The sequence below is a fragment of the Lentzea xinjiangensis genome (genome assembly GCF_900110955.1).
Classification (GTDB): Bacteria; Actinomycetota; Actinomycetes; order Mycobacteriales; family Pseudonocardiaceae; genus Lentzea; species Lentzea xinjiangensis.
In genome coordinates this window covers 907690-927907 of record NZ_FOFR01000001.1, presented here as the reverse complement: position 1 = coordinate 927907, position 20218 = coordinate 907690, and the positions used below count along the sequence as shown (strand labels likewise).

The 20218-nt window shown below is 71.5% G+C and carries 19 protein-coding genes; 10 read left to right on the top strand and 9 right to left on the bottom strand.

Going from position 1 to position 20218, the window contains the following annotated elements; translation table 11 throughout:
* Positions 1-67 precede the first annotated feature (67 nt).
* The 3 genes from BMW88_RS04725 to BMW88_RS04715 all read left to right on the top strand — a co-directional run bounded on the left by BMW88_RS04725 (position 68) and on the right by BMW88_RS04715 (position 3509).
* Complete coding sequence (locus BMW88_RS04725) at positions 68-742, top strand: ABC transporter ATP-binding protein (RefSeq protein WP_089949260.1); 675 nt, start codon at positions 68-70, stop codon at positions 740-742.
* A complete protein-coding gene (locus tag BMW88_RS04720; protein WP_089949259.1) occupies positions 739-2904 on the top strand; it encodes an FtsX-like permease family protein in 2166 nt (721 codons plus the stop codon). Before BMW88_RS04725 ends, BMW88_RS04720 begins: the two co-directional genes overlap by 4 nt.
* A gap of 77 nt (positions 2905-2981) precedes the next feature.
* Complete coding sequence (locus BMW88_RS04715) at positions 2982-3509, top strand: VanZ family protein (protein ID WP_089949258.1); 528 nt, start codon at positions 2982-2984, stop codon at positions 3507-3509.
* Between the two features lie 5 nt (positions 3510-3514).
* On the opposite strand, the gene BMW88_RS04710 is transcribed toward BMW88_RS04715, so the two are convergent.
* Positions 3515-3967: an SMI1/KNR4 family protein gene (locus BMW88_RS04710; protein WP_089949257.1), complete on the bottom strand. Its 453-nt coding sequence runs from the start codon at positions 3965-3967 to the stop codon at positions 3515-3517.
* Between the two features lie 177 nt (positions 3968-4144).
* Here BMW88_RS04710 and BMW88_RS04705 point away from each other — a divergent pair, with 177 nt between their 5' ends.
* Positions 4145-4471, top strand: coding sequence for a hypothetical protein (locus BMW88_RS04705; protein ID WP_089949256.1), 327 nt, complete (start codon positions 4145-4147; stop codon positions 4469-4471).
* Complete coding sequence (locus BMW88_RS04700) at positions 4468-5649, top strand: C40 family peptidase (RefSeq protein WP_089949255.1); 1182 nt, start codon at positions 4468-4470, stop codon at positions 5647-5649. Before BMW88_RS04705 ends, BMW88_RS04700 begins: the two co-directional genes overlap by 4 nt.
* On the opposite strand, the gene BMW88_RS04695 is transcribed toward BMW88_RS04700, so the two are convergent.
* Positions 5631-6065 (bottom strand): limonene-1,2-epoxide hydrolase family protein, encoded by a 435-nt coding sequence (locus BMW88_RS04695; protein ID WP_089949254.1) that lies wholly within the window; start codon positions 6063-6065, stop codon positions 5631-5633. The two genes, BMW88_RS04700 and BMW88_RS04695, sit on opposite strands and share 19 nt — an antisense overlap.
* A 68-nt stretch (positions 6066-6133) precedes the next feature.
* Here BMW88_RS04695 and BMW88_RS04690 point away from each other — a divergent pair, with 68 nt between their 5' ends.
* From BMW88_RS04690 to BMW88_RS04680, 3 genes are read left to right on the top strand one after another with little or no spacing between them, the layout of a single operon-like run.
* Positions 6134-6487, top strand: a complete 354-nt coding sequence (locus BMW88_RS04690) for a hypothetical protein (RefSeq protein ID WP_245777555.1) — start codon at positions 6134-6136, stop codon at positions 6485-6487.
* Positions 6484-6921 carry a YbaB/EbfC family nucleoid-associated protein gene (locus BMW88_RS04685; protein WP_177220938.1) on the top strand — a complete coding sequence of 146 codons (438 nt, stop codon included), beginning with the start codon at positions 6484-6486 and terminating at the stop codon, positions 6919-6921. Before BMW88_RS04690 ends, BMW88_RS04685 begins: the two co-directional genes overlap by 4 nt.
* A gap of 54 nt (positions 6922-6975) precedes the next feature.
* The gene (locus tag BMW88_RS04680) at positions 6976-8193 is read left to right on the top strand and encodes a primosomal protein (protein ID WP_089949252.1); all 1218 of its coding nucleotides are present in this window, start codon (positions 6976-6978) and stop codon (positions 8191-8193) included.
* Positions 8194-8408: 215 nt separating this feature from the next.
* Here BMW88_RS04680 and BMW88_RS04675 read toward each other — a convergent pair whose 3' ends face one another.
* Positions 8409-9506: an adenosine deaminase gene (locus BMW88_RS04675; protein WP_089949251.1), complete on the bottom strand. Its 1098-nt coding sequence runs from the start codon at positions 9504-9506 to the stop codon at positions 8409-8411.
* 374 nt (positions 9507-9880) lie between these two features.
* Between BMW88_RS04675 and BMW88_RS04670 the strand changes: the two genes are divergently transcribed.
* A complete protein-coding gene (locus BMW88_RS04670) occupies positions 9881-11275 on the top strand; it encodes a hypothetical protein (RefSeq protein ID WP_425434611.1) in 1395 nt (464 codons plus the stop codon).
* A 238-nt stretch (positions 11276-11513) separates the two neighbouring features.
* Positions 11514-12980: a serine/threonine-protein kinase gene (locus BMW88_RS04665; protein WP_245777554.1), complete on the top strand. Its 1467-nt coding sequence runs from the start codon at positions 11514-11516 to the stop codon at positions 12978-12980.
* 57 nt (positions 12981-13037) lie between these two features.
* Here the strand turns inward: BMW88_RS04665 and BMW88_RS04660 are convergent, their stop codons facing one another.
* The 6 genes from BMW88_RS04660 to BMW88_RS04635 all read right to left on the bottom strand — a co-directional run bounded on the left by BMW88_RS04660 (position 13038) and on the right by BMW88_RS04635 (position 19809).
* Positions 13038-14312 carry a thymidine phosphorylase gene (locus BMW88_RS04660; RefSeq protein ID WP_089949250.1) on the bottom strand — a complete coding sequence of 425 codons (1275 nt, stop codon included), beginning with the start codon at positions 14310-14312 and terminating at the stop codon, positions 13038-13040.
* On the bottom strand, positions 14309-14698 hold the full coding sequence (locus BMW88_RS04655; RefSeq protein ID WP_089949249.1) for a cytidine deaminase: 390 nt from the start codon (positions 14696-14698) through the stop codon (positions 14309-14311). Before BMW88_RS04655 ends, BMW88_RS04660 begins: the two co-directional genes overlap by 4 nt.
* A complete protein-coding gene (locus BMW88_RS04650; RefSeq protein ID WP_245777553.1) occupies positions 14691-15944 on the bottom strand; it encodes an ABC transporter permease in 1254 nt (417 codons plus the stop codon). The genes BMW88_RS04655 and BMW88_RS04650 overlap by 8 nt, the downstream gene beginning before the upstream one ends.
* Entirely contained in the window at positions 15941-17014 is a 1074-nt protein-coding gene (locus tag BMW88_RS04645; protein WP_089949248.1) for an ABC transporter permease, read from the bottom strand. Before BMW88_RS04645 ends, BMW88_RS04650 begins: the two co-directional genes overlap by 4 nt.
* Positions 17014-18594: an ABC transporter ATP-binding protein gene (locus tag BMW88_RS04640; protein ID WP_089949247.1), complete on the bottom strand. Its 1581-nt coding sequence runs from the start codon at positions 18592-18594 to the stop codon at positions 17014-17016. The genes BMW88_RS04645 and BMW88_RS04640 overlap by 1 nt, the downstream gene beginning before the upstream one ends.
* A gap of 81 nt (positions 18595-18675) precedes the next feature.
* On the bottom strand, positions 18676-19809 hold the full coding sequence (locus tag BMW88_RS04635) for a BMP family lipoprotein (RefSeq protein ID WP_089949246.1): 1134 nt from the start codon (positions 19807-19809) through the stop codon (positions 18676-18678).
* Positions 19810-20218: the final 409 nt, after the last annotated feature.

Sequence of the window (20218 nt, the reverse complement as noted above, 5' to 3'; positions counted from 1 at the left end):
ATCCGGCTGATCCGGTGTGTCGTCAAGGCTGAGGTTTTCGCCGCCCGTCCACGGCACCTTGGGCAGCATGAATTCCGTTCTGGCCGCTCGTGGCCTGGTCAAGACCTACGGCGACGTGCACGCGCTCGCCGGGGTGGACATCGACATCGCCGCCGGCGACGTGCTCGCCGTCGTCGGTCCGTCCGGCTCCGGCAAGACGACGCTGCTGCACGTGCTGTCCGGCATCCTGCGCGCCGACGGCGGCGACGTGTTCCTCGACGGGCGCGCGATCGGCGAGCTCACCGAGACGGGCCGCAGCGCGTTGCGGCGCACGGAGTTCGGGTTCGTCTTCCAGTCGGGCATGCTCGTCGCCGAGCTGACGGCCGAGGAGAACGCCGCGCTGCCGATGCTGCTCGGCGGCGGGTCGCGCGAGGAGTCGCTCGGCGCGGCCCGGTTGTGGCTCGGCCGCCTCGGGCTGGAGGGCTTGGAGAAACGGCGTCCCGGCGAGCTGTCCGGCGGGCAGGCGCAACGGGTGGCCATCGCGCGGGCCCTCGCGCACCGGCCGCGGGTGGTCTTCGCCGACGAGCCGACCGGCGCGCTCGACACGCGCACCGGCCAGGAGATGATGACCGTCCTGCTGCAGGCGGCGCGGGAGACCGGCGCGGCCGTCGTGATCGTCACGCACGACAAGGCGATCGCCGACCGCGCGCTGCGGGTCGTCGAGATCCAGGACGGGCGCATCGCGGCAGGGGTGTCGGCGTGAGGATCGCTCTCGCGGTGCTGCGCAGGGACCGGCGCAGCCAGGTCGCCACCGTGCTGGTCGCGCTCGGCGTGATGATCGCCGTGTCGCTGGTGCTGTGGCTCGTCGCCGCGCCGAACGGCCTGCAGGCGCGGTCCGAGCGCACGGTGTGGCGCGAGGTGTTCGGCGAGTCGAAGGACGGCGCCATCTCCGTCGCGTCGAACTGGGACTCCTACCACGGCACGCTCATCCAGCGGTTCGACGTGGCGCGCGCCCGGCCCGGCGACGTGCCGGTGGCCGACGGCATCGCGAGGTTCCCGGAAGCCGGCGAGGTGCTGCTGTCCCCCGCTCTCGCGGACCTCGTGCGGAGCACCCCGCCGGAGAGGCTCGGGAACCGCTTCCCCGGCAGGCAGATCGCCGAGCTCGGGCCGGAGGCGTTGAAGTACCCGGGAGAGCTCGTCGCGATCGTCGGCCGCCAGGAGGTCCCCGACGGCTACCCCGCACCCGACCTGCGGGGCGGCACCGGTCCCTACCAGAGCGACTACCAGAGCATGCTCACGCTGCTCACCCGCGTCGGGCTCGTGGTGCTGGTCGTGCCCTGCCTGGTGCTGGTCGCGTCGGCCGCCCGGCTGACGGCGGCGAAGCGGGAACGGCGCCTCGCCGCGTTGCGGCTCGCGGGCGCCAGCCCTCGTCAGGTCGTCGTGATGACCGCCGTGGAGACCGCGATCGGCGCCGTGCTGGGCAGCGCGCTGGGCGTGCTGCTGGCCCAGCCGTTCAGCCACGTCACCGCCACCATCCCGTGGGAGGGCGGAACCTGGTTCCCCGGTGACTTCGTGCCCTCGGCCGCGGTCGTGGCGGCGGTGGCCCTGCTCGCGCCGGTGCTGGTGGTGGGGGCCGCGGTCCTGGGCCTGCGGCGCGTGGTGAACCAGCCGCTCGCGGCCGAGAAGAAGCGCACCGTGCGTCCGTGGCGGTTGCTGACCATCGCCGGTGGGCTGGCGGTGTTCTTCCTCGGGGTGACGCTGGCCGGACAGCTCCGCGGTGACAACCGGTTCACCCTCGTGCTGCTCGGGCTCGGCGCGGTGGCGCTGGCGCTGGTGCTGGCCGGCCCGGTGGTCACGTCGTGGGTCGGCGGGTTCTTCGTCGGCCGGTGGCGCGGGCCGTCGACGCTGCTGGCGGGACGACGGCTCACCGGCAACCCCGTGGCGGCGTTCCGCGGTTCGGCGGGTGTGGTGGTCGCGGTCTTCACCGGGTCCATGGCGCTGACCATGCTGCCGGGCCTGGAGAGCCAGGTCCCGTACCGCGACGCGACGTGGCGCGAGGACGCGCTCGTGGCGGAGCAGGTGAAGCACGACCTGACGTCGTTGCGGCTCGCGACCTCCGCGCCGATCGTCACCATGCTCGAGGGCAGGGTCGGGGACGACGGCCACAGCGCCTACGCCATCGTCGGGGACTGCGAGGACATGGCGAAGGTGCTGACCGGCCTGACCTGCCGGCCCGGCCCGGCCGTGTACTCGTCGGCACCCCTGCCGAGCACCAGGTTCGAGTCGGCGGACCGCGAGACCGCGCTCCCCGCGCAGTACGAGACACGGCCTTTCGACGGCCGCGGCCGGGTGGGCGTGGTCATCGACCGGGAGCTGCTGCCCGCCGTCGCCGGCGAGGTGTCGATGGTCGGCGTGCCGACGACGGCCGAGAACCGCGACATCGTGCACACCGCCCTGATCGGCACCCTGCCCGGCGCGCGGCTGGTGGACGGCGAACAGCTCGACCTCTACAGCGACACCCTGCTGGCCGACCTGGAGCGCGCCACCGTCATCGGCCTCTCCATCGCGGCGGTGCTCGGCGGAATCGGCGCGGCGGTCGCGGCCGCGGGGTCGGTGATCGACCGCAGGCGCACTTTCGCCGCTTTGATAGCGGCCGGAACACCCATTCGCGTGCTGGCTCGCGCTCTGCGCCGAGAAGTGATGGTTCCGGTGTTCGCCGTCACAGTGGCGGCGTGCGGCGCGGGCGTTGCCGTCGGCCTCGGACTGCTCACCGTGGCCCGCGGAGTGGTGGGCCACGGCGAAATGCCGATCACCCCGTGGGTGGTGGCACCGGTGGGCGTCGGTGTCGTGGTCGCGCTGGTAGCGGCCCTGGCCTGCGGCCCGGTACTACGCGGCATCAGCCCCCGGGATTACGCGGCGGAATAGTTCTCGGCCGGAAGTACGAGGACAGGACCGGCCCTCGGCGCGATGTGCGCCGAGGGCCTTTTCCTTAGTTTTGAGCCATGACGAACGCACAGCTCGCGAGCATCCAGTGGGGGATTTTTCTTTCGGTCGTCTTCTTGGCTCCCCAGCTGTTGTTCCGCCAGCTGACTTTCCGCGGCGCCACCGTCACCATCTACGCGAGCATGCTTTTCGCGGCGACGTTCCTGCCGATGCAGACCGAGCCGCCGCGCCAGGCCGTGCAGCCGGTGCCGTTCCAGTGGGTCGCCGACACCGTCCGCGACGGGCAGATCGCCTTCGACCAGATGACGTTGAACGTCCTGCTGTTCGTGCCTCTCGGCGCGATGCTGATGTGCTGGGGCAGGCTCACCGCCGGACGGGCCGCGCTCACCGGCGGCGGCGTCTCACTGCTCATCGAGGGCTCGCAGCTGCTGTGGGCCAACCGGATCTTCGACGTGGACGACCTGATCACCAACACCACCGGCACCGCGCTCGGGTGGCTCGGCGCGCTCGCCGCCGTGAAGGTCCTCGCGCGGGTCACGACCACCACGGCGGCTCAGCCCCCGCGTTCGCTCGCCGGCGTGAGGTAGCGCGGTCAGCTCGTGCGCCAGTGCAGCTCGCCGGCGGAGTTGACCTCGCAGAAGCAGTGCCCGACCGCGCCACGCGTCTCCAGGGCCGTGGCGACCTGGTCGAACATCTCGACGATCGACGTCCACTCCGGCTTGTCCATCTCGTTGCGCTCCTGGTCCCACTCGACCACGCAGCCGCGCAGCACACCGGGCCGCAGGTCCACCGCGAGGACGTCGCCCGTGCCGTCGAACGCGATCGGCAGCCACTCGGGGTGGAACCCCCGTCGTCGGCGTGCCCGCCTCGGAGGCGTCCGCGGCCTTGCCCGTGCAGCTCTCCCTGAGCACGAACGCGCGATCGGCGCCCAGCGGCGTGTAGAAGGGCGGCAGGATCTCGGCGTAGTGGTCCTCCTCCGTACCGCCGTAGACGCTCCACCACAGCTGGAGATCGATCGGAACCCGGAGCTCCGGCAGCGCGTCATACCGCGGCCGCAGCACGGCGCGGGTGGCGGGAGCGTGCTCCGCCAGCCAGGCCAGGATCCGGTTCCAGTGCTCGATCACACCCACCGTTCCATGATCTTGGCGGAACGACGGGCGAGGTACCGCTCATCGGGGCAGGATCAAGGCGAACAGACCACTACCGGGGGAAGAGCTTTCAGATGGCGGAACAGGGTCTCAGGGTCGACCTCGACGCCTTGACCGGATACGCGTCGGCGGTGAGCGGTCTGGCGAGCGAGGTGGGCGCGGTCGGCACCGGCACGTTGAGCGGCACCACCGGCCTGCCGGGCGACTGCTTCGGCAAGGTCGGCGGCGAGGTGGGTCTCACCGCGGCCTTCCAGGCCGTGGCCCAGGCGCAGCTCGACGCGCTGAAGGCCGCGGCCACGGGTCTCGCCGGTCTCGGCACCGCGGTGGTGAAGGCGCGGGACGCTTACACCGCCCAGGAGGAGGCCCACAAGGCATCGCTCGACCGGGCGGCCAGGGCATGAGCGTCGAAGGCCTGCTGGGCCAGTTCCTCGCGCCCATGAAGGAGAACCTCGCCAAGCTGGACGGCGACACCGGCGCCGCCACGCGGGCGGGCGACGCGTTCGGCCGTGCCCAGACCGCGCTGGCCGACCTGGGCTCGCGGCACGGCTCGGCCGCGACCGCCGTGCTCAACACCTGGTCCGGTGACAAGGCCAACGCCTTCACCGGTCGCGTCGCGACGGTCGGCGCGGCCGCGAACCTGTTGGCCGCGAACGCTTCCGCGGTGAAGAGCGCCGCCGCTTCCGGCGTGGCGGCGGTGACCGGCGGGCGCACGGCGATCCAGGGCCTGATCGACGAGTTCACGGCCAAGGCGACGCCCAAGCTCGCCGCCGCGGTGGCCGCGTCCCTGGTGGCGGGCCCCGGTGTGGTGCTGGCGGCGGTGGCCGACGTCGCCGCGATGGCGTCCGGGTACCAGAGCAGGACCTCCGCCGAGCTGCAGAAGGTGCGCGACCAGCTCACGCAGCTCGTCGGTCAGCTGAACGGGCTGCAGAAGCCCGACGCCGGCGCGCTGGCGCGGCTCGGTGATCCGCTCGGCGGCGACGAGGGCACGACCTCGGCCGCCGCCGCGGACGCCGGCAGGAAGGACAACGGCACCGGTTCCGGCTCGGTTTCCGGTTCCGGCGACGGCTCCGGCTCTGGCGGGGGCGGCAGCGGTTCCGGTGGTGGAGGCGGCGGAGGAGGTGGAGGAGGTGGGGGCGGTGGCTCCGGCCCCCGGCTCCCGGTCGCGATCCCACCGCAGCCCGGCACCGGCGTCGGCGTGAACCTGCCCGACGGCAGCAGCGCGGAGGCACCGAACGAGACCGCGGCCAAGGCCGTGCGGAACGCGTTGTCCGCGCTCGGCACCCCGTACGTGTGGGGCGGCGCGAACCCACCGCAGGGCACGGACTGCTCCGGGCTGACGCAGTGGGCGTACCAGAACGCCGGCTTCGACATCCCGCGGCCGGCGTCCTCCCAGGCGATGGGCGCGTCGGTGCCGCCGGACCAGCTGCTGCCCGGCGACCTGGTGGTGTGGGACGGCCACGTCGCGATGGTCATCGGCAACGGGCAGATGGTCGAGGCGGGCGACCCGGTGCAGGTGCAGCCGATCCGGACCACGAACTCCGGGATGTCGTTCTACGGCTTCTACCGGCCGACGGGCTGACGGCGCAGCGCCCTCCCGAGAGCGCCGGCGGCGAGCTTGCCGAGGCCTTTCAGGAAGGCGCCCGCGACGTACGCGTGGTCGTAGTGGTCGCGCCACAGCACGACCCGGCCGTCGCGGACGACGAACGTGCCGCACACCCAGAACGCCGCCTCGAACCGGCCGCGCCGGATCACGTCGGTCCGCTGGGTCAGCACGACGCCGCCGTTGGCGGCGATGTGGTGGACGCGGACCTCGACGCCGGTGACGGCCCTGTTCATCAGCTCGAGGTGGCGGGTGACGGTCTTCTTGCCGCGCGCGGCGGGGAAGGGCACGTTCTGCCAGGCCACGTCGTCCGCCAGGTGCCGCGCGACCTGGGCCGCGTCGAGGGTCTCGGTGGCGCGCAGCAGGGCCAGCACGACTTCGCTCGGGTTCGTCATACCGAGATCCAACAACCCGGCCCGGCGCCGCGTCTTGCGGCACACTGTCCACACCAGGGGGTGATCAGGTGGACGACGACGTCGAGCGCGCCGCGCGGAAGGTGCGCGCTGTCGAGCAGGCCGTGTCCGAGCACGTCACGCGCAGCGGTCCCATCACGGGACGGGCGTGGTCACCGGACGGCGCGGTGACGGTGGTCGCGACGCCCGGCGGTCCTCCGCAGCAGATCGCGGTGAGCCCCGCGGCACTGCGGATGGGCCCGCACGGGCTCGCCGCCGAGATCGTGCGCGTGGCCGAGAAGGCCCAGCGCGCCGCCTCGTCGCGGCTGCACCAGACGCTGGAACGGGTCGTCGACCCGCGCGAGCTGACCGCCATGGGGTTCCCGCGGCACGCCGACGAGGACGAGTTCGGGTGGCGGCCGTGAACGAGGACCGCCTGCAGGCCGTCGAGCAGCTCCAGCGCGAGCTCAGGGCCATCACCGCCACGGTCGAGCACCCGAACGGGCTGTGCACGGTCACGGCGTCCGCGAAGGGCGAGCTCCGGGCCGTGCACCTGCACCCGGCGCTGCTGGGCCACGGCGCCCACGCGGTCGGCCAGGTCGTCACGGAGACCGCGCGGCTCGCGACGGACGCGGCCGTGCAGACGAGCTTCAACAGGATGGCGCTGGCGCTCGGCGACGGCATGGCGATCGACGTCGAGTCGGTCACCGGCGACGCGCCCTTCCGGTCGGCGGCGCACCCCGTCGTGCCGCCCGAACCCGCTGTTGAGCAGGCACCACCGCCGCGGCGGCGCAGGGCGGAGGTCGTCGAGGACCCCGACGAGGACGCTTTCTTCTCCAACCCCTTTGGGCGCCGGTGATCAGCACCGTTAGGCTCGCCCACGGCATCAGGCAGGCGTGACCGGGAGGTCAGGATGGCGCAGGACATCGTCCCCATCGAGCTGGGGCTGACGCAGGGTGACGTCGTCACGCTGTGGGCACCCCGCTGGCGCGAGAAGGGCGAGGAGTGGGAGGCGTTCCTCGGTGACGAGGAGGACCTGTTCGTCTTCCCCGACGCCGCGCACCTCGCCGCGTTCGTGCGCACCGCCGAAGAGCACGACCTGACCGATCACCCCGCGTGGCCGATCGTGCCGTCGCTGGGCGTCGCCGACCTCTCGCCGGACGAGAACCACCAGTTCGACCTCGTCGGTGTGCCCGAGCTGATCGCGGAGGACCCGGACACCTGGACGATCGGCGAGCTCGCCGACGTCATCGCGATCGTGCGCGCCCTCGCGGACGTCTGCGACCTGGAGAAGGTCCACGAGGTGCTCGACTCGGCGGAGGGCTTCGCGCTGCTGCCGCAGGGCACGCTGCCGTTCAGCGGCAGGGACGGCGCCAAGCTCTGGGACGCGATGTCCGAGGTCGTCTCCGAGAAGTGGGACGAGGTCCTCGACGCGATCGACAGCGTGGTGAACACGCCGGAGGTCCCCGAGAAGGAGCTCTCGGTCGCGCAGGAGGAGCTCGCCGCGCTCGAGGCCGAGACCGCGCCCGCGGCGGAGGCCGACGCGGACGACGAGGACTCCGACGACGAGCGCCCGGAGCCCACCGGCTTCTGGGCCGAGGTCGGCGTCGACCCCATCAAGATCATCACGTCCGCCGGCGAGTTCTACACGCTGCGCTGCTACCTCGGCGACGACCCGGTGTTCCTCGGCCGCCGCGGCAAGATCGAGGTGTTCTCCTCGCACCGCGGCCTGAGCCGGTTCGTGGCCGAGAACGACGACCACGACCTCGCCGAGGTCGAGACCTGGAACGACATCAAGGTCAAGGCCACCGCGGGCGAGCTCGACGTCGACGTGGACGACGAGAACGTCTACGTGCTGACCGGCATCGCGGAGGACATGGAGGAGGGCCCCGACTCCCTCGACCCGCACCAGCTCGACCTCGCCGTCGAGCTGTTCGAGGACGCGGCCGAGTGGGCGGAGGACGACTCCGTGAAGGAGGCGCTGGCCTCGTCGGAGTCGCTGGGCTGGCTGGTGTCGTTCGTGGTCTCGCCCGACCCGACGCGGCTCGCGCCGTCCGCCCCCTACGACGCCGAGGTGGCCGCGTTCCGCGCGCTGCAGGCGAAGTTCGAGGACCGGCTCAACACCAACTGATCGCACCGGAGAGGGCCGCTCACGCAGGTGAGCGGCCCTCTTCGCGGTCGAGCGCCCGGCGCGGCCGGACGAGGTGGTGCGCCGAGGGCGCGGGAGGTTCCGCCGCGGGACGGCGAACCGAGCCCGTCGGCGATCGGCGCGCAACGCGGCCGAGGCCGCCGACCGGTACCGGAGCGAGACGTGCTCGCCCGGAGCCGTGCGGCGGACCAGCGCCGCTACCGAGCCGTGAGCGCGGCGTACCCCGGCTTGATCTGCTCGTTGATGATCGCGAGCCGCTCGTCGAACCCGAGGAACGCCGACTTCATGGCGTTGATCGTGAACCACTGCAGGTCCGCCCAGCCGTAGCCGAAGGTCTCGGCCAGCGCGGCGAACTCGCTGGAGAGCGAGCAGTCGCTCATCAGCCGGTTGTCGGTGTTGACGGTGACGCGGAACCGCAGCGCGGCGAGCAGGCCGATCGGGTGCTCGGCGAGCGTGGGCGCGGCACCGGTCTGCAGGTTCGACGTCGTGCACATCTCGAGCGGGATGCGGCGGTCGCGGACGTACGCGGCGAGCCGTCCCAGCTCGGCGCCGGCGACGTCGTTGCCCGCGACCTCGATGTCGTCGACGATCCGCACGCCGTGGCCGAGCCGTTCGGCACCGCAGTGCTGGATGGCCTCCCAGATCGACGGCAGGCCGAACGCCTCACCGGCGTGGATGGTGAAGTGCGCGTTCTGCCGGCGCAGGTACTCGAACGTGTCGAGGCCCCTGGTGGGAGGGAAGCCGGCCTCCGGACCCGCGATGTCGAAACCGGCGACGCCGAGGTCGCGGTAGCGGACGGCGAGCTCGGCGATGCGCAGCCAGCCCTCGTTCTGGCGCATGGCGCACAGCAGCGTCCCGACGCGGATCCTGCGGCCGGCCGCCAGGGCGCGCTGCTCGCCCAGGCGGAAGCCCTCCTGGACGGCCTCGACGACCTGCTCCAGCGAGAGACCCCCCTGGGTGTTCAGCTCGGGCGCGTAGCGGATCTCGGCGTAGACGACGCCGTCGGCGGCGAGGTCCTCGACGGCCTCGGTGGCGACGCGGACGAGCGCGGCCTCGTCCTGCATGACACCGCACGTGTGGGCGAAACCTTCGAGGTAGCGCACGAGCGAGCCGGAGTTGGCGTTGTCGCGGAACCAGCCGCCGAGGACGCCCGCGTCGGTGGTGGGCAGGCCCCGGTAGCCGGAGGCATCGGCGAGCTCGATCACCGTCTGCGGGCGGAGGCCACCGTCGAGGTGGTCGTGCAGCAGCACCTTCGGCGCGCTGCGGATGGTCTCCAGGGTAAGCGGCGTGGACATCGCTCCACGTTACTTCAGCCGACACGCCGTTTCAGCGTTGGCCGAAATGATCTTATCGGCGGTATGATCATGTGCTGCTGCACCGCCGTTGCCGATCCGTGATCAGCAACTTTCTGCAACCACCCCGAGGCTTGAGTCACCCCAAGGTAGGAACATCACCGGTCGCTACCACGCGCTTCCGGCCGGTCACTTCGCGTTCGGCGCAGCCCGCTAGCCTGATCAGGCTAGTCGCCCGTCCGCGCCCGGCCTTTTTCCGCCGGGGGTGGTACAGACACGTGCCGCGACGCGGATAGGCTCCCGTGGTCTCCCCTCCCCTTGGACGAAGGCACTCAGCCGTGACAGAGAACAACAACTCCACGATGAGCTTCGATCGGATGCGCAACATGCTCACGCGCGCCGCGGAGATCCGTGAGAGCGAGCAGCAGCAGATCTTCGACGCGCTGGACGAGATCCACGCCCGGATGTCGCCTCTGGAGTCGCTGGGTTCGGTCCGCAAGCGCCTGTCGGAGCTCCCGGACCGCACTGAGGTCAGCGTGCTGGCCGAGCGCCTGGACGAGGCTCTCGCCAAGCTGGAGGCCCAGGACAACGCCGTCGCGGACATCGGCCGTGCCGTCGACGCCCTCGTGGACAAGCTCGCCAAGCCGTTCGCGCAGCTCGACGGCCGTCTCGACGGTGTCGCCGGTCGCTTCGAGGGTGTCGCGGGCCGCATGGACGGCCTGGAGGACAAGCTCGCCAGCATCCACAAGCGCATCGACGACCTCGACGGCCACCTGGACAAGCAGGACGGCAAGGTCGACTCGATCCCGGGCGCGGTCACGAACCCGCTGCGCGAGCGCATCGAGGCCCTCGAGGCCGCGCTGCGCGGCCGTCTCGACGAGGTGGACGAGGGCGTGCACGAGCACCTCGACGGCACCCGCGAGGCCCTGCAGAAGATCCTCGCCGACTCCTTCTCCGGTGTGCACGGCCGCGCCGACGAGCAGCGCGACGCCCTCGCCGCCACGCGCGCCGAGCTGGCCGCCGCGATCGCCGACAGCCGTGGGGAGCTGGCCGGCGCGATCACCGACAGCCGCGAGAAGCTCGTGTCCGCCGTCACCGACCGCCACGACCAGCTGGCCTCGTCGCTCGCCGAGACCCGCACCGAACTGTCCGGCGCCGTGGCGGAGACCCGCGGTGAGCTGGCAGGCGTCGTGGCCGAGACCCGCGACTCGCTCGCCGGTTCCCTCGCCGAGACCCGCGCCGAGCTGGCGTCCGCCGTCGCCGACACCCGCGACACCGTCAACGGCAAGCTCGACGAGGCCCGCACGGCCCTGTACGCGGCGATCGAGCAGTCCCGCGACCAGGTCGACGCCGCCGACCGCCTCGAGGCCCTGGCCCGGCGCCTGGAGCTCGTCACCTCGCAGCTCGACACCATGACCAACCGCCTGGACAAGGTCGAAGACGGCTTCGCCGCCCGGATCACCGAGCTCGGCGGCTCCGTCGACGCGAGCCTCACGAAGGTCGCCGAGACCGTCGGCGCCCGCCCGGACACCGACGCGCTGCAGTCCCTGGTCCGCAAGTCGAACCAGGAGTCCGAGCTGCGCATCGGCGGTCAGCTGGACGAGGCCATGGCCACCTTCGCCGAGCTCATCCTCGGCGGCGGCTCGCCCACTCCTCCCCCGCCGCCCACCGCCCTGCCCCGCCCGCAGCGCCGCACCCGCAAGAACGGCGGCCCGAAGCCGGCGGGCAAGGAGCACCTGGACGACGACGATCTGGCCGCCGAAGGCGCCTGATCGCCCCAGTTCGACGCAAGCAGGCACGGCCCTCGAGCGGCAACGCTCGGGGGCCGTTCCGCGTTCGCGGCCGTCCGACTCGTTCGTCCCGGAAGCGTCCCTGTCCTCCTTGTGGCTCAGCCCACACGGGCGGTCTTCCTCGAACCAGGGGCCGCCCCGGGCCGTGCCTGATGCGAGAGCGCTTACCCGGCCGTAGGTAGGCTCGCCGGAGTCTGGGGGCGTCCAGAAGGGATAGTCCGTGCAGCAACAGCGAGTCATCGCCAACCGCTACGCACTGCTCGCCGAGCTCGGCCGCGGTGCGATGGGCGTCGTGTGGCGTGCCCAGGACCAGCTGCTCGACCGGGCGGTGGCGATCAAGGAGCTGCACCCGCCGCAGGGCATCGCGGCCGAAGAGCGCACGGTGCTGGAAGAGCGCATGCTCCGCGAGGCGCGCACGGCGGGCAGGCTGAACCACCCGGCCGTCGTGACGGTCCACGACGTCATCCGCGAGGACGGGCGCACCTACCTCGCGATGGAGCTGGTCAACGCGGCCGACCTCGCCACCGTCGTGCAGCGGCACGGTCCGCGCGACTCGGTGTGGATGGCCGGCGTCGCCCTGCAGGTGCTGGGCGCGCTCGAGACCGCGCACAACGCCGGGATCGTGCACCGGGACGTCAAGCCCAGCAACATCATGGTGCGGCCGGACGGCGCCGTGAAGCTCACCGACTTCGGCATCGCGCAGGCGATGGACGACCCGCGGCTCACCACGAACGGCGGCATCGTGGGCTCGCCCGCCTACATGTCGCCGGACCGGCTCCACGGCTGGGAGGCCTCGCCCGCCTCGGACCTGTGGGCGCTCGGCGTCACCCTGGCCCACGCGGTCGAGGGCATCAGCCCGTTCGAACGCACGTCCACCGCGTCGACGCTGCACGCGATCATGAACGAGCCGCCGGTGCTGCGCAGGGCCTCCCCCGCGCTCGCCGAGGTGATCCGCGGGCTGCTGACGGTCGACCCGGCCCGCCGCATGACCGCCGACCAGGCGCGGAGCAGGCTGGTCGCGATCGTCCAGGGCACGGCGCAGATCTCCGCTCCCGTTCCGGTGCAGCGCACGAAGAACCCCGCCGGCAAGAACCCCGCCGTCAAGATCGCCGCCGTCGCGCTGGGCGCGGTGCTGCTCGCGGGCGCCGCGTTCGGCGGGTACCTGGCTTTCCGGCCGGAGAACGGCGACGCGGCCGGCGGCACGCCGACGTCGGAGAACTCGACGGAGTGGAGCACCGACACGGCGCCACTGCCGATGGGCGCCCCGTTGCTGTCCCGGCGGATCGCCACGTTCGGGCGCGGCGGTGACGTCCCGCAGTGGAACCTCAGCGGCACGGAGTGCGCCAAGGACTTCCTCATCCAGGGCTCGCCGGTGCCGGGCAGCGTGCCGTGCGACAAGCCGCACGGCATCCAGCTCTTCGCCGCCGCGACCCCGCTCTGGGACCAGCCGAAGTCCGTCGCCTACCCCGGCTTGCAGTGGCTCTCCGACTTCGCGAAGAAGTACTGCGGGGAGCAGTTCCAGGCGACGGCCTCGCGGTCAAAGGAGGCGCTGGGCTTCACCGGCCTCGTCCCGACGGAGCAGGAGTGGCAGGCCTGGAACGACCCCGCCGCCCCCGGCCGCCAGGAGGTGCTGTGCGTGGTGTGGAAGCAGGACCGCGCACCGCTGGCCGGAACCCTCGTCGGTTAGGCCGCGTCCCGCCGGTCCGCCCGCCCACGAGCGGACCGGCGGACGTGGCCGAAAGGCTCAGCCGCGGATGGTGTCGATCACCAGCGGCGCCCGTTCCACCGCGGAGTCCGAGACCGAGCAAGCGCCTTCCAGCGCCCGCAGGGCACCTTCGACGGCGTCGGGGGTGTCGGTGTAGAGCTCCAGCAACGGCTGTCCCGCCTCGACGGGGTCGCCGGGCTTGGCCAGGCACAGCACCCCGGCACCCGCCTGCACCGGGTCCTCCTTGCGCGCCCGCCCGGCACCGAGCCGCCACGCCGCGACGCCGACCGCGTAGGCGTCCAGGGTGGACAGCACACCGGAGGCCGGTGCGGTCACCACGTGCCGGTGCGAACCGACCGGCAGCGGGGCGTCGGGGTCGCCGCCCTGGGCCCGGATCATCCGCGCCCACACCTCGTAGGCCTCGCCAGAGGCCAGCACGGCGGCCGGGTCGGCGGAGATCCCGGCCAGGGACAGCATCTCCGCGGCCAGCGCCACGGTCAGCTCCACCACGTCGGCGGGTCCGCCACCGCGCAGGACGTCCACGGACTCGGCCACCTCGACCGCGTTGCCGACAGCGCGGCCCAGCGGCACCGACATGTCGGTCAGCAGAGCCGAGATCCGCACCCCGTGCTCGACGCCGATGGCCACCAGGGCCTCGGCCAGCGCCCGCGCCGACCGCAGGTCCTTCATGAAGGCCCCTGAGCCGACCTTCACGTCCAGGACCAGCGACTCGGCCCCTTCCGCGATCTTCTTCGACATGATCGAGGACGCGATCAGCGGGATGGCCTCGACGGTCCCGGTGACGTCCCGCAGCGCGTAGAGCTTGCGGTCGGCGGGAGCGAGTCCCTCGGTGGCGGCGCACACCACCGCGCCGACGGAGGAGAGCTGCGCGAGGATCTCCGAAGTGGACAGCGCGGCCCGCCACCCCGGGATCGACTCCAGCTTGTCCAGCGTTCCGCCGGTGTGGCCCAGCCCGCGTCCCGACAGCTGCGGCACGGCGGCACCGCACGCCGCGACGAGGGGCGCCAGCGGCAAGGTGATCTTGTCGCCGACGCCGCCGGTCGAGTGCTTGTCCACGGTGGGACGGTCCACGTGCAACGACAACCGCTCGCCCGACGAGATCATCGCCTGCGTCCAGCGCGCCGTCTCGGCGGGCGACATGCCGTTGAAGAAGATCGCCATCGCCAGCGCGGACATCTGCTCGTCCGCGACCACGCCGCGCGTGTAGGCGTCGACCACCCAGTCGATCTGCTCGTCCGACAGCACCAGGCCGTCGCGCTTGGCGCGGATGACGTCCACGGCGGAGAAGCTCACGGCAGGTCCTCCGGCCCGAACGCGTCCGGCAGCACCGCCGACATCGGCAGCACCCCGGAGGGCGTGTCCACCAGGCAGTCGCGCCCACCCAGCTCGTAGAGGACCTGGCGGCAGCGGCCGCACGGCATCAGCAGCTCACCGGCGCCGCTGCGGCACGCCACGGCGACGAACCGGCCGCCGCCGGTCAGCCTGAGCTGACCGGCCATCGTGCACTCGGCGCAGAGCCCGACGCCGTAGGAGGCGTTCTCGACGTTGCAGCCCGTCACGATGCGGCCGTCGTCGCACAACGCCGCCGATCCGACCTGGAGCCCGGAGTACGGGCAGTGGGCGAACGACGCCGCTTCCACCGCCCGTGCCCTGAGCAGGTCCCAGTCCACCTCAGCCACGGCGGTAGACCACCCCGTCGGCGGCGGGCATCCGCAACCGTTGCGACGCCACGGCCAGCACGGCCAGCGTCACCATGTGCGGCGCGTAGGACACGAACTCGCCGGGGATCTCGTCGAGGCTGATGTACAGCAGGTACAGCAGCACCGCCACGACGATCGCCGCCGCGGCGGAGAACCACCTCCGGCGGATGAGCTGCCACACCACGATCACGCCGAGCAGGATCACCACGCCGTAGACCAGCGCCAGCACCGTCTCGCCGCCCGAACGCAGCTGCAGGCCGTCGGCGTAGCCGAACAGCGCCGCACCGCCCAGCAGGCCGCCGGGCCGCCAGTTGCCGAAGATCATCGCGGCGAGGCCGATGTAACCGCGGCCGCCGGTCTGCCCCTCCAGGTAGGAGAGCTGTCCGGGGTTCAGCACCAGCGCGGCGCCACCCAGGCCGGCGAGACCGCCGGAGACGATCACGGCGACGTACTTGTGGAAGTACACCTTCACGCCCAGCGAGTCCGCCGCGTGCGGGTTCTCGCCGACGGAGCGCAGGCGCAGGCCGAAGCGGGTGCGCCAGAGCAGGTAGTACGACAGCGGCAGCAGCAGGATCGCGATCATCGTCAGCGGCGAGACACCGGTGACGAGACCGCGCAGGATGCCCGCGACGTCCGAGATGAACAGGCGCTGCCCGGCTTCGAGCTCACCGAGCCAGTCACCGAGGCCCGCCACCGAGAACGTGTCGAACGACTGCACCGGCGGCGACTGGCGCGGGTTGTTCGACAGCGGCAGGAAGATCAGCGTCGACAGGTACTTCGTCAGACCGGCGCCCAGCAGGTTGATCGCCACACCGGAGACGATGTGGTTGACGCCGAACGTGACCGTGGCGATCGCGTGCAGCAGACCACCCAGCGAACCGAACACGACGGCCGCGACGAGAGCGGCCCACGGGCCCCACTGGTAGCCGGCCCACGCCGCGCCCCAGGTGCCCATGATCATCATGCCTTCGAGGCCGATGTTGACCACGCCGGCGCGTTCCGCCCACAGGCCGCCGAGACCGGCGAGCAGGATCGGCAGCGCGAGCCGGACCGCCGTCTGGGTCGTGCCCGACGACGTCAGCTGCGGGAAGCCGGTCTGGTACGAGGTGATCGAGAGCAGCACGATCGCGCCCGCCACACCGAGCATGGCCACGGCCCAGCCGGGGACCTTGCGCTTGCGGGGCACCGCGGGGACGTGCGGCTTCTCCTCCAACGTCGAGATCACGCGGCACCTCCGACAGTTCCGAGCTCACGGCCGACGCGGCGCTGCTCGGAGGCGAGCTCGAAGCGGCGCACCACCTCGTACGCGACGACGACCGACAGGACGATCGAGCCCTGCATGATGGTGACGATCTCCCTGGGCACGCCGACGTTGTCGAGCGCGAGACCCGACTTGTCGAGGAACGCCCAGAGCAGCGCGCCGAAGGCGATGCCACCGGGGTGGTTGCGGCCGAGCAGCGCGATCGCGATGCCCGAGAAGCCGATGCCCGCGGTGAAGTTCAGGCTGAACGTGTGGTCGCGGCCCAGCAGTTCCGGCAGCGAGATCAGGCCCGCGATGGCGCCCGAGAGCAGCATCGAGACCAGGACCATCTTCTTGGCGTTGACGCCACCGGCCGACGCGGCGGTGGACGACTCGCCGGACGCGCGCAGCTCGAAGCCGAACCGGGTGCGGTTCATCATGATCCAGTAGCCGACGCCGAGCGCGATGGCCACGAAGAGGAAGCCGAACATCGTGCCGGCACCGCCGAAGGTGATGCCGAACATCCGGCCGCTCTCCGGGATCTCCGGCGTGCGGATGTTGTTGCCCCGCAGCTCGCCGAAGACGTCGCGGCGGATCAGGTAGGCGGACAGGCCGATCGCCAGGCCGTTCATCATGATCGTCGAGATGACCTCGTTGACGCCGCGGGTCACCTTGAGGATCGCGGGGATCGCGGCCCAGGCCGCGCCGGCCAGCGCGGCGACGATGATGATCACCAGCGTGTGGATGCCGGTGGGCAGCACGATCGAGCCGCCGACGACCGCGGCGACGACGGCCGCGACGCGGTACTGGCCCTCGACACCGATGTTGAACAGGTTCATCTGGAACCCGATCGCCACCGCGAGCGCCGCGATGTAGTAGATGCCCGTCGAGTTGACGATGTCGACGAGCGTCGTGCCCTTGCCGACCTGCGTCAGCATCGCACCGAACGCGCTGAGCGGGTTCGCGCCGGAGATCACCAGCGCCACGCCGCACAGCAGCATCGAGAAGACGATCGCCAACGCGGGCGGCAGGAGTTTGCCGCGCAGGTGTCCCATCAGTTCTCGCCTTCCTCGACCGCGACGGTCTCGTGCACCGCGGCACTCGTGCTGCCCGCCCCGGTCATCGCGCTGCCGAGGTCCTCGGGCGTGACGGTGTTCGGGTCGGCGTCGGCCACCAGCCGGCCGCGCAGCATGACCTTGATCGTGTCCGAGAGGCCGATCAGCTCGTCCAGGTCCGCGGAGATCAGCAGGACGGCGAGACCGGCCGCGCGGGCGCGCTTGATCTCGTCCCAGATCAGCGCCTGGGCGCCGACGTCGACACCGCGGGTCGGGTGCGAGGCGATCAGCAGCACCGGGTCGCCGGACAGTTCGCGCCCGACGACGAGCTTCTGCTGGTTGCCACCGGACAGCGCGGCCGCCGGCACGTCGATGCCGGGCGTGCGGACGTCGAAGTCGGCGACGATCCGCTCGGTGTCCTTCTTCGCGCCGTCGGTGTCGAGCCAGATGCCCTTGGCCGCCGGCCTGCGGGTCTGGTGGCCGAGGATCCGGTTGTACCAGAGGGGCTGGGTGAGCAGCAGGCCGTGGCGGTGGCGGTCCTCCGGCACGTAGCCGATGCCCGCCTCGCGCCGGGCGAGCGTGCCGAGCTTCGTGAGGTCCCTGCCCAGCAACGAGATCGTGCCGCTGCCCGCCTTGCGCATGCCCATGATCGTCTCGACGAGCTCGGTCTGGCCGTTGCCCTCGACACCGGCGATGCCGACGACCTCGCCGGACCGGACCACCAGGTCGACGTCCTCGAGGATCGGCCGCGCGCCGTCGGGGGTGAGCAGCCGCACGCCCTTGACGTCGAGCACGACCTTGTCCGTGACCGTGGACTCGCGCGTCTCCGGGCTGGGCAGCTCGCTGCCGACCATCATCTCGGCGAGCTGGCGCGACGACACGGTCCTGGGGTCCGCGCTGCCCACGGTGGTGCCGCGGCGGATCACCGTGACCGAGTCCGCGATGGCGCGGACCTCGTCGAGCTTGTGCGAGATGAACAGGAACGTGTAGCCCTGCTCCTGCATGCCGCGGACGGTGTCGAAGAGCTCGTTGACCTCCTGCGGCACGAGCACGGCGGTCGGCTCGTCCAGGATGATCACCTTGGCGCCCCGGTAGAGCACCTTGAGGATCTCGACGCGCTGCCGGTCGGCGACACCGAGCTGCTCGACGAGCACACCGGGGTCGACGTTCAGCCCGGTCCTGCCCGAGAGCTCGATGATGCGCCTGCGGGCCTTCTGCCCGATGCCGTGCAGGGCCTCGGCGCCCAGGACCACGTTCTCCTGGACGGTGAGGTTGTCGGCGAGCATGAAGTGCTGGTGCACCATGCCGATACCGGCCTTGATGGCGTCCGACGGGGTGCGGAACCGCACCTGCTCGCCGTTCACCTCGATGGTGCCCTCGTCCGGCGCCTGCATGCCGTAGAGGATCTTCATCAGGGTGGACTTGCCCGCGCCGTTCTCACCGCAGAGCGCGTGCACCTCGCCGCGCCGGACGGTCAGGTGGACGTCGCTGTTGGCGACCACACCGGGGAACCGCTTGGTGATGCCGGTCAGCACCACGGCGGGGGGATCGTCCGTCCGTGCGGACGTGGAACTGCTCATCGTCGAGTGCTCCTCCTACCACGCACCAGGCCCTGTGAGGGCAGATCCTCACAGGGCCCGGCGCGTGCTGTGGCTGACGGACTACGGCTTGTCCGCGACCTTGATCTTGCCCTCGATGATCTGGGCCTTGTAGCCCTCGAGGATGCCCTGCAGCTTCGCGTCGATCTTGCCACCCGAGGTGGCGTAGCCGACACCGTTGACCTTGAGGTCGAAGACCTTCGGCAGCGACGCGAGGTCGTTCTTCGCGACGGCCTTGATGAAGTCGTAGACCGCGACGTCGACGCGCTTGAGCATCGACGAGACGATGACGTCCTTGGTGTCCGCGACGGTCGCCTGGTTGTACTGGTCGGAGTCGACGCCGATCGCCAGCGCGCCCGCCTGCTTGGCGGCCGAGAAGATGCCCTTGCCGGACGCGCCAGCGGCCTGGTAGATCACGTCGGCGCCCTTGTCGAGCTGGCCCTTCGCGGCCTCCTGGCCCTTCGGCGCGTCCTGGAAGCCCGTGAAGTCACCGGCGGGGGTGATGTACTTCTTCTCGATCGCGATCTTCGGGGCGGCGGCCTTGGCGCCCTGGAAGTAGCCGGCCTCGAACTTCTGGATCAGCGGGATCTCGACACCGCCGACGAAGCCCACGTGGCACTTCTTGCTCTGGTACGCGGCGATGACGCCGGCCAGGAAGGAGCCCTCCTGCTCGGCGAACAGCAGCGGCGTGACGTTGGCCGCACCCTCGACGGCCGAGTCGACCAGGCCGAACTTGACGTTCGGGAACTCCGGCGCGACGACCTTCAGCGACTCGGCGTAGGCGAAGCCGACACCGATGATCGGGTTGAAGCCCTCGCTCGCGAGCTGGCGCAGCCGGGTCTGCTTGGCGGACTCGTCCTCGTTCGGCGCCGCGGAGAGCTCGCGCGTGTTCTCCTTCTTCACGCCCATGTCCGCGATGGCCTTGTCCAGACCGGCGGCGGCGGAGTCGTTGAACGACGCGTCGCCACGACCACCGATGTCGTAGGCCAGACCGATCTTCAGCGCGCTCCCGTCGACCTTGTCAGCGTTGGCGGCGCTGGTGTTCGAGGTGGCGGGCGCGGAGGGAGGCGTGGCGAACTCGCAAGCGGCACCGCTGCCCGCGTTCGAGTTGTTGCTGCCGCCACCCGAGTCCTTCGCGCAGGCGGCCATAGTCATCACGCTGGTCAACGCGATCGCGGTGACCGCGACACCACGCATACGACGACGCACGGCTCGTCTCCTCCCTGAGGTTCCTCCCCAACTGCGTTGTTGGGTTCTAGACGGCGCACCGTACCTCTTAGTAACCAACGCCGTTGCGGCCAGCACCTACAAAGACCCCTATCGGTTACGCATTCGACGCTTTGGCCGCACCTGCGGTGATCACTCGTGTTCGGCGCGTGGCGAAACGTCCTCTTCGGCCGCTTCTCCGCTTCGATCATCGTCCGGTCGGAGCAGTCCCGCCCGCCGACGTCCCACTTCCGGGGCAACGGCACCGCTGACCTGCGGTTCGGCGATCGGCGAAGTTTTTCGAGCGGTCGTTGAACCGGTCGCGGGCCCCCGCTCGTGTAGGGGGTGGCAAGTGCCCTTGCCGAGACGACGGCGGCCGGGACCAAGGCGGAGGTCCCGG

What these genes read in the sequence shown, in the direction of transcription:
- BMW88_RS04715 (WP_089949258.1), top strand. Translation starts at nt 2,982, where the DNA reads ATGACGAACGCACAGCTCGCGAGCATCCAGTGGGGGATTTTTCTTTCG.
- BMW88_RS04675 (WP_089949251.1), bottom strand. Translation starts at nt 9,506, where the DNA reads ATGTCCACGCCGCTTACCCTGGAGACCATCCGCAGCGCGCCGAAGGTG.
- BMW88_RS04725 (WP_089949260.1), top strand. Translation starts at nt 68, where the DNA reads ATGAATTCCGTTCTGGCCGCTCGTGGCCTGGTCAAGACCTACGGCGAC.
- BMW88_RS04640 (WP_089949247.1), bottom strand. Translation starts at nt 18,594, where the DNA reads ATGAGCAGTTCCACGTCCGCACGGACGGACGATCCCCCCGCCGTGGTG.
- BMW88_RS04705 (WP_089949256.1), top strand. Translation starts at nt 4,145, where the DNA reads ATGGCGGAACAGGGTCTCAGGGTCGACCTCGACGCCTTGACCGGATAC.
- BMW88_RS04680 (WP_089949252.1), top strand. Translation starts at nt 6,976, where the DNA reads ATGGCGCAGGACATCGTCCCCATCGAGCTGGGGCTGACGCAGGGTGAC.
- BMW88_RS04670 (WP_425434611.1), top strand. Translation starts at nt 9,881, where the DNA reads ATGCGCAACATGCTCACGCGCGCCGCGGAGATCCGTGAGAGCGAGCAG.
- BMW88_RS04710 (WP_089949257.1), bottom strand. Translation starts at nt 3,967, where the DNA reads ATGACGCGCTGCCGGAGCTCCGGGTTCCGATCGATCTCCAGCTGTGGT.
- BMW88_RS04700 (WP_089949255.1), top strand. Translation starts at nt 4,468, where the DNA reads ATGAGCGTCGAAGGCCTGCTGGGCCAGTTCCTCGCGCCCATGAAGGAG.
- BMW88_RS04635 (WP_089949246.1), bottom strand. Translation starts at nt 19,809, where the DNA reads ATGCGTGGTGTCGCGGTCACCGCGATCGCGTTGACCAGCGTGATGACT.
- BMW88_RS04695 (WP_089949254.1), bottom strand. Translation starts at nt 6,065, where the DNA reads ATGACGAACCCGAGCGAAGTCGTGCTGGCCCTGCTGCGCGCCACCGAG.
- BMW88_RS04645 (WP_089949248.1), bottom strand. Translation starts at nt 17,014, where the DNA reads ATGGGACACCTGCGCGGCAAACTCCTGCCGCCCGCGTTGGCGATCGTC.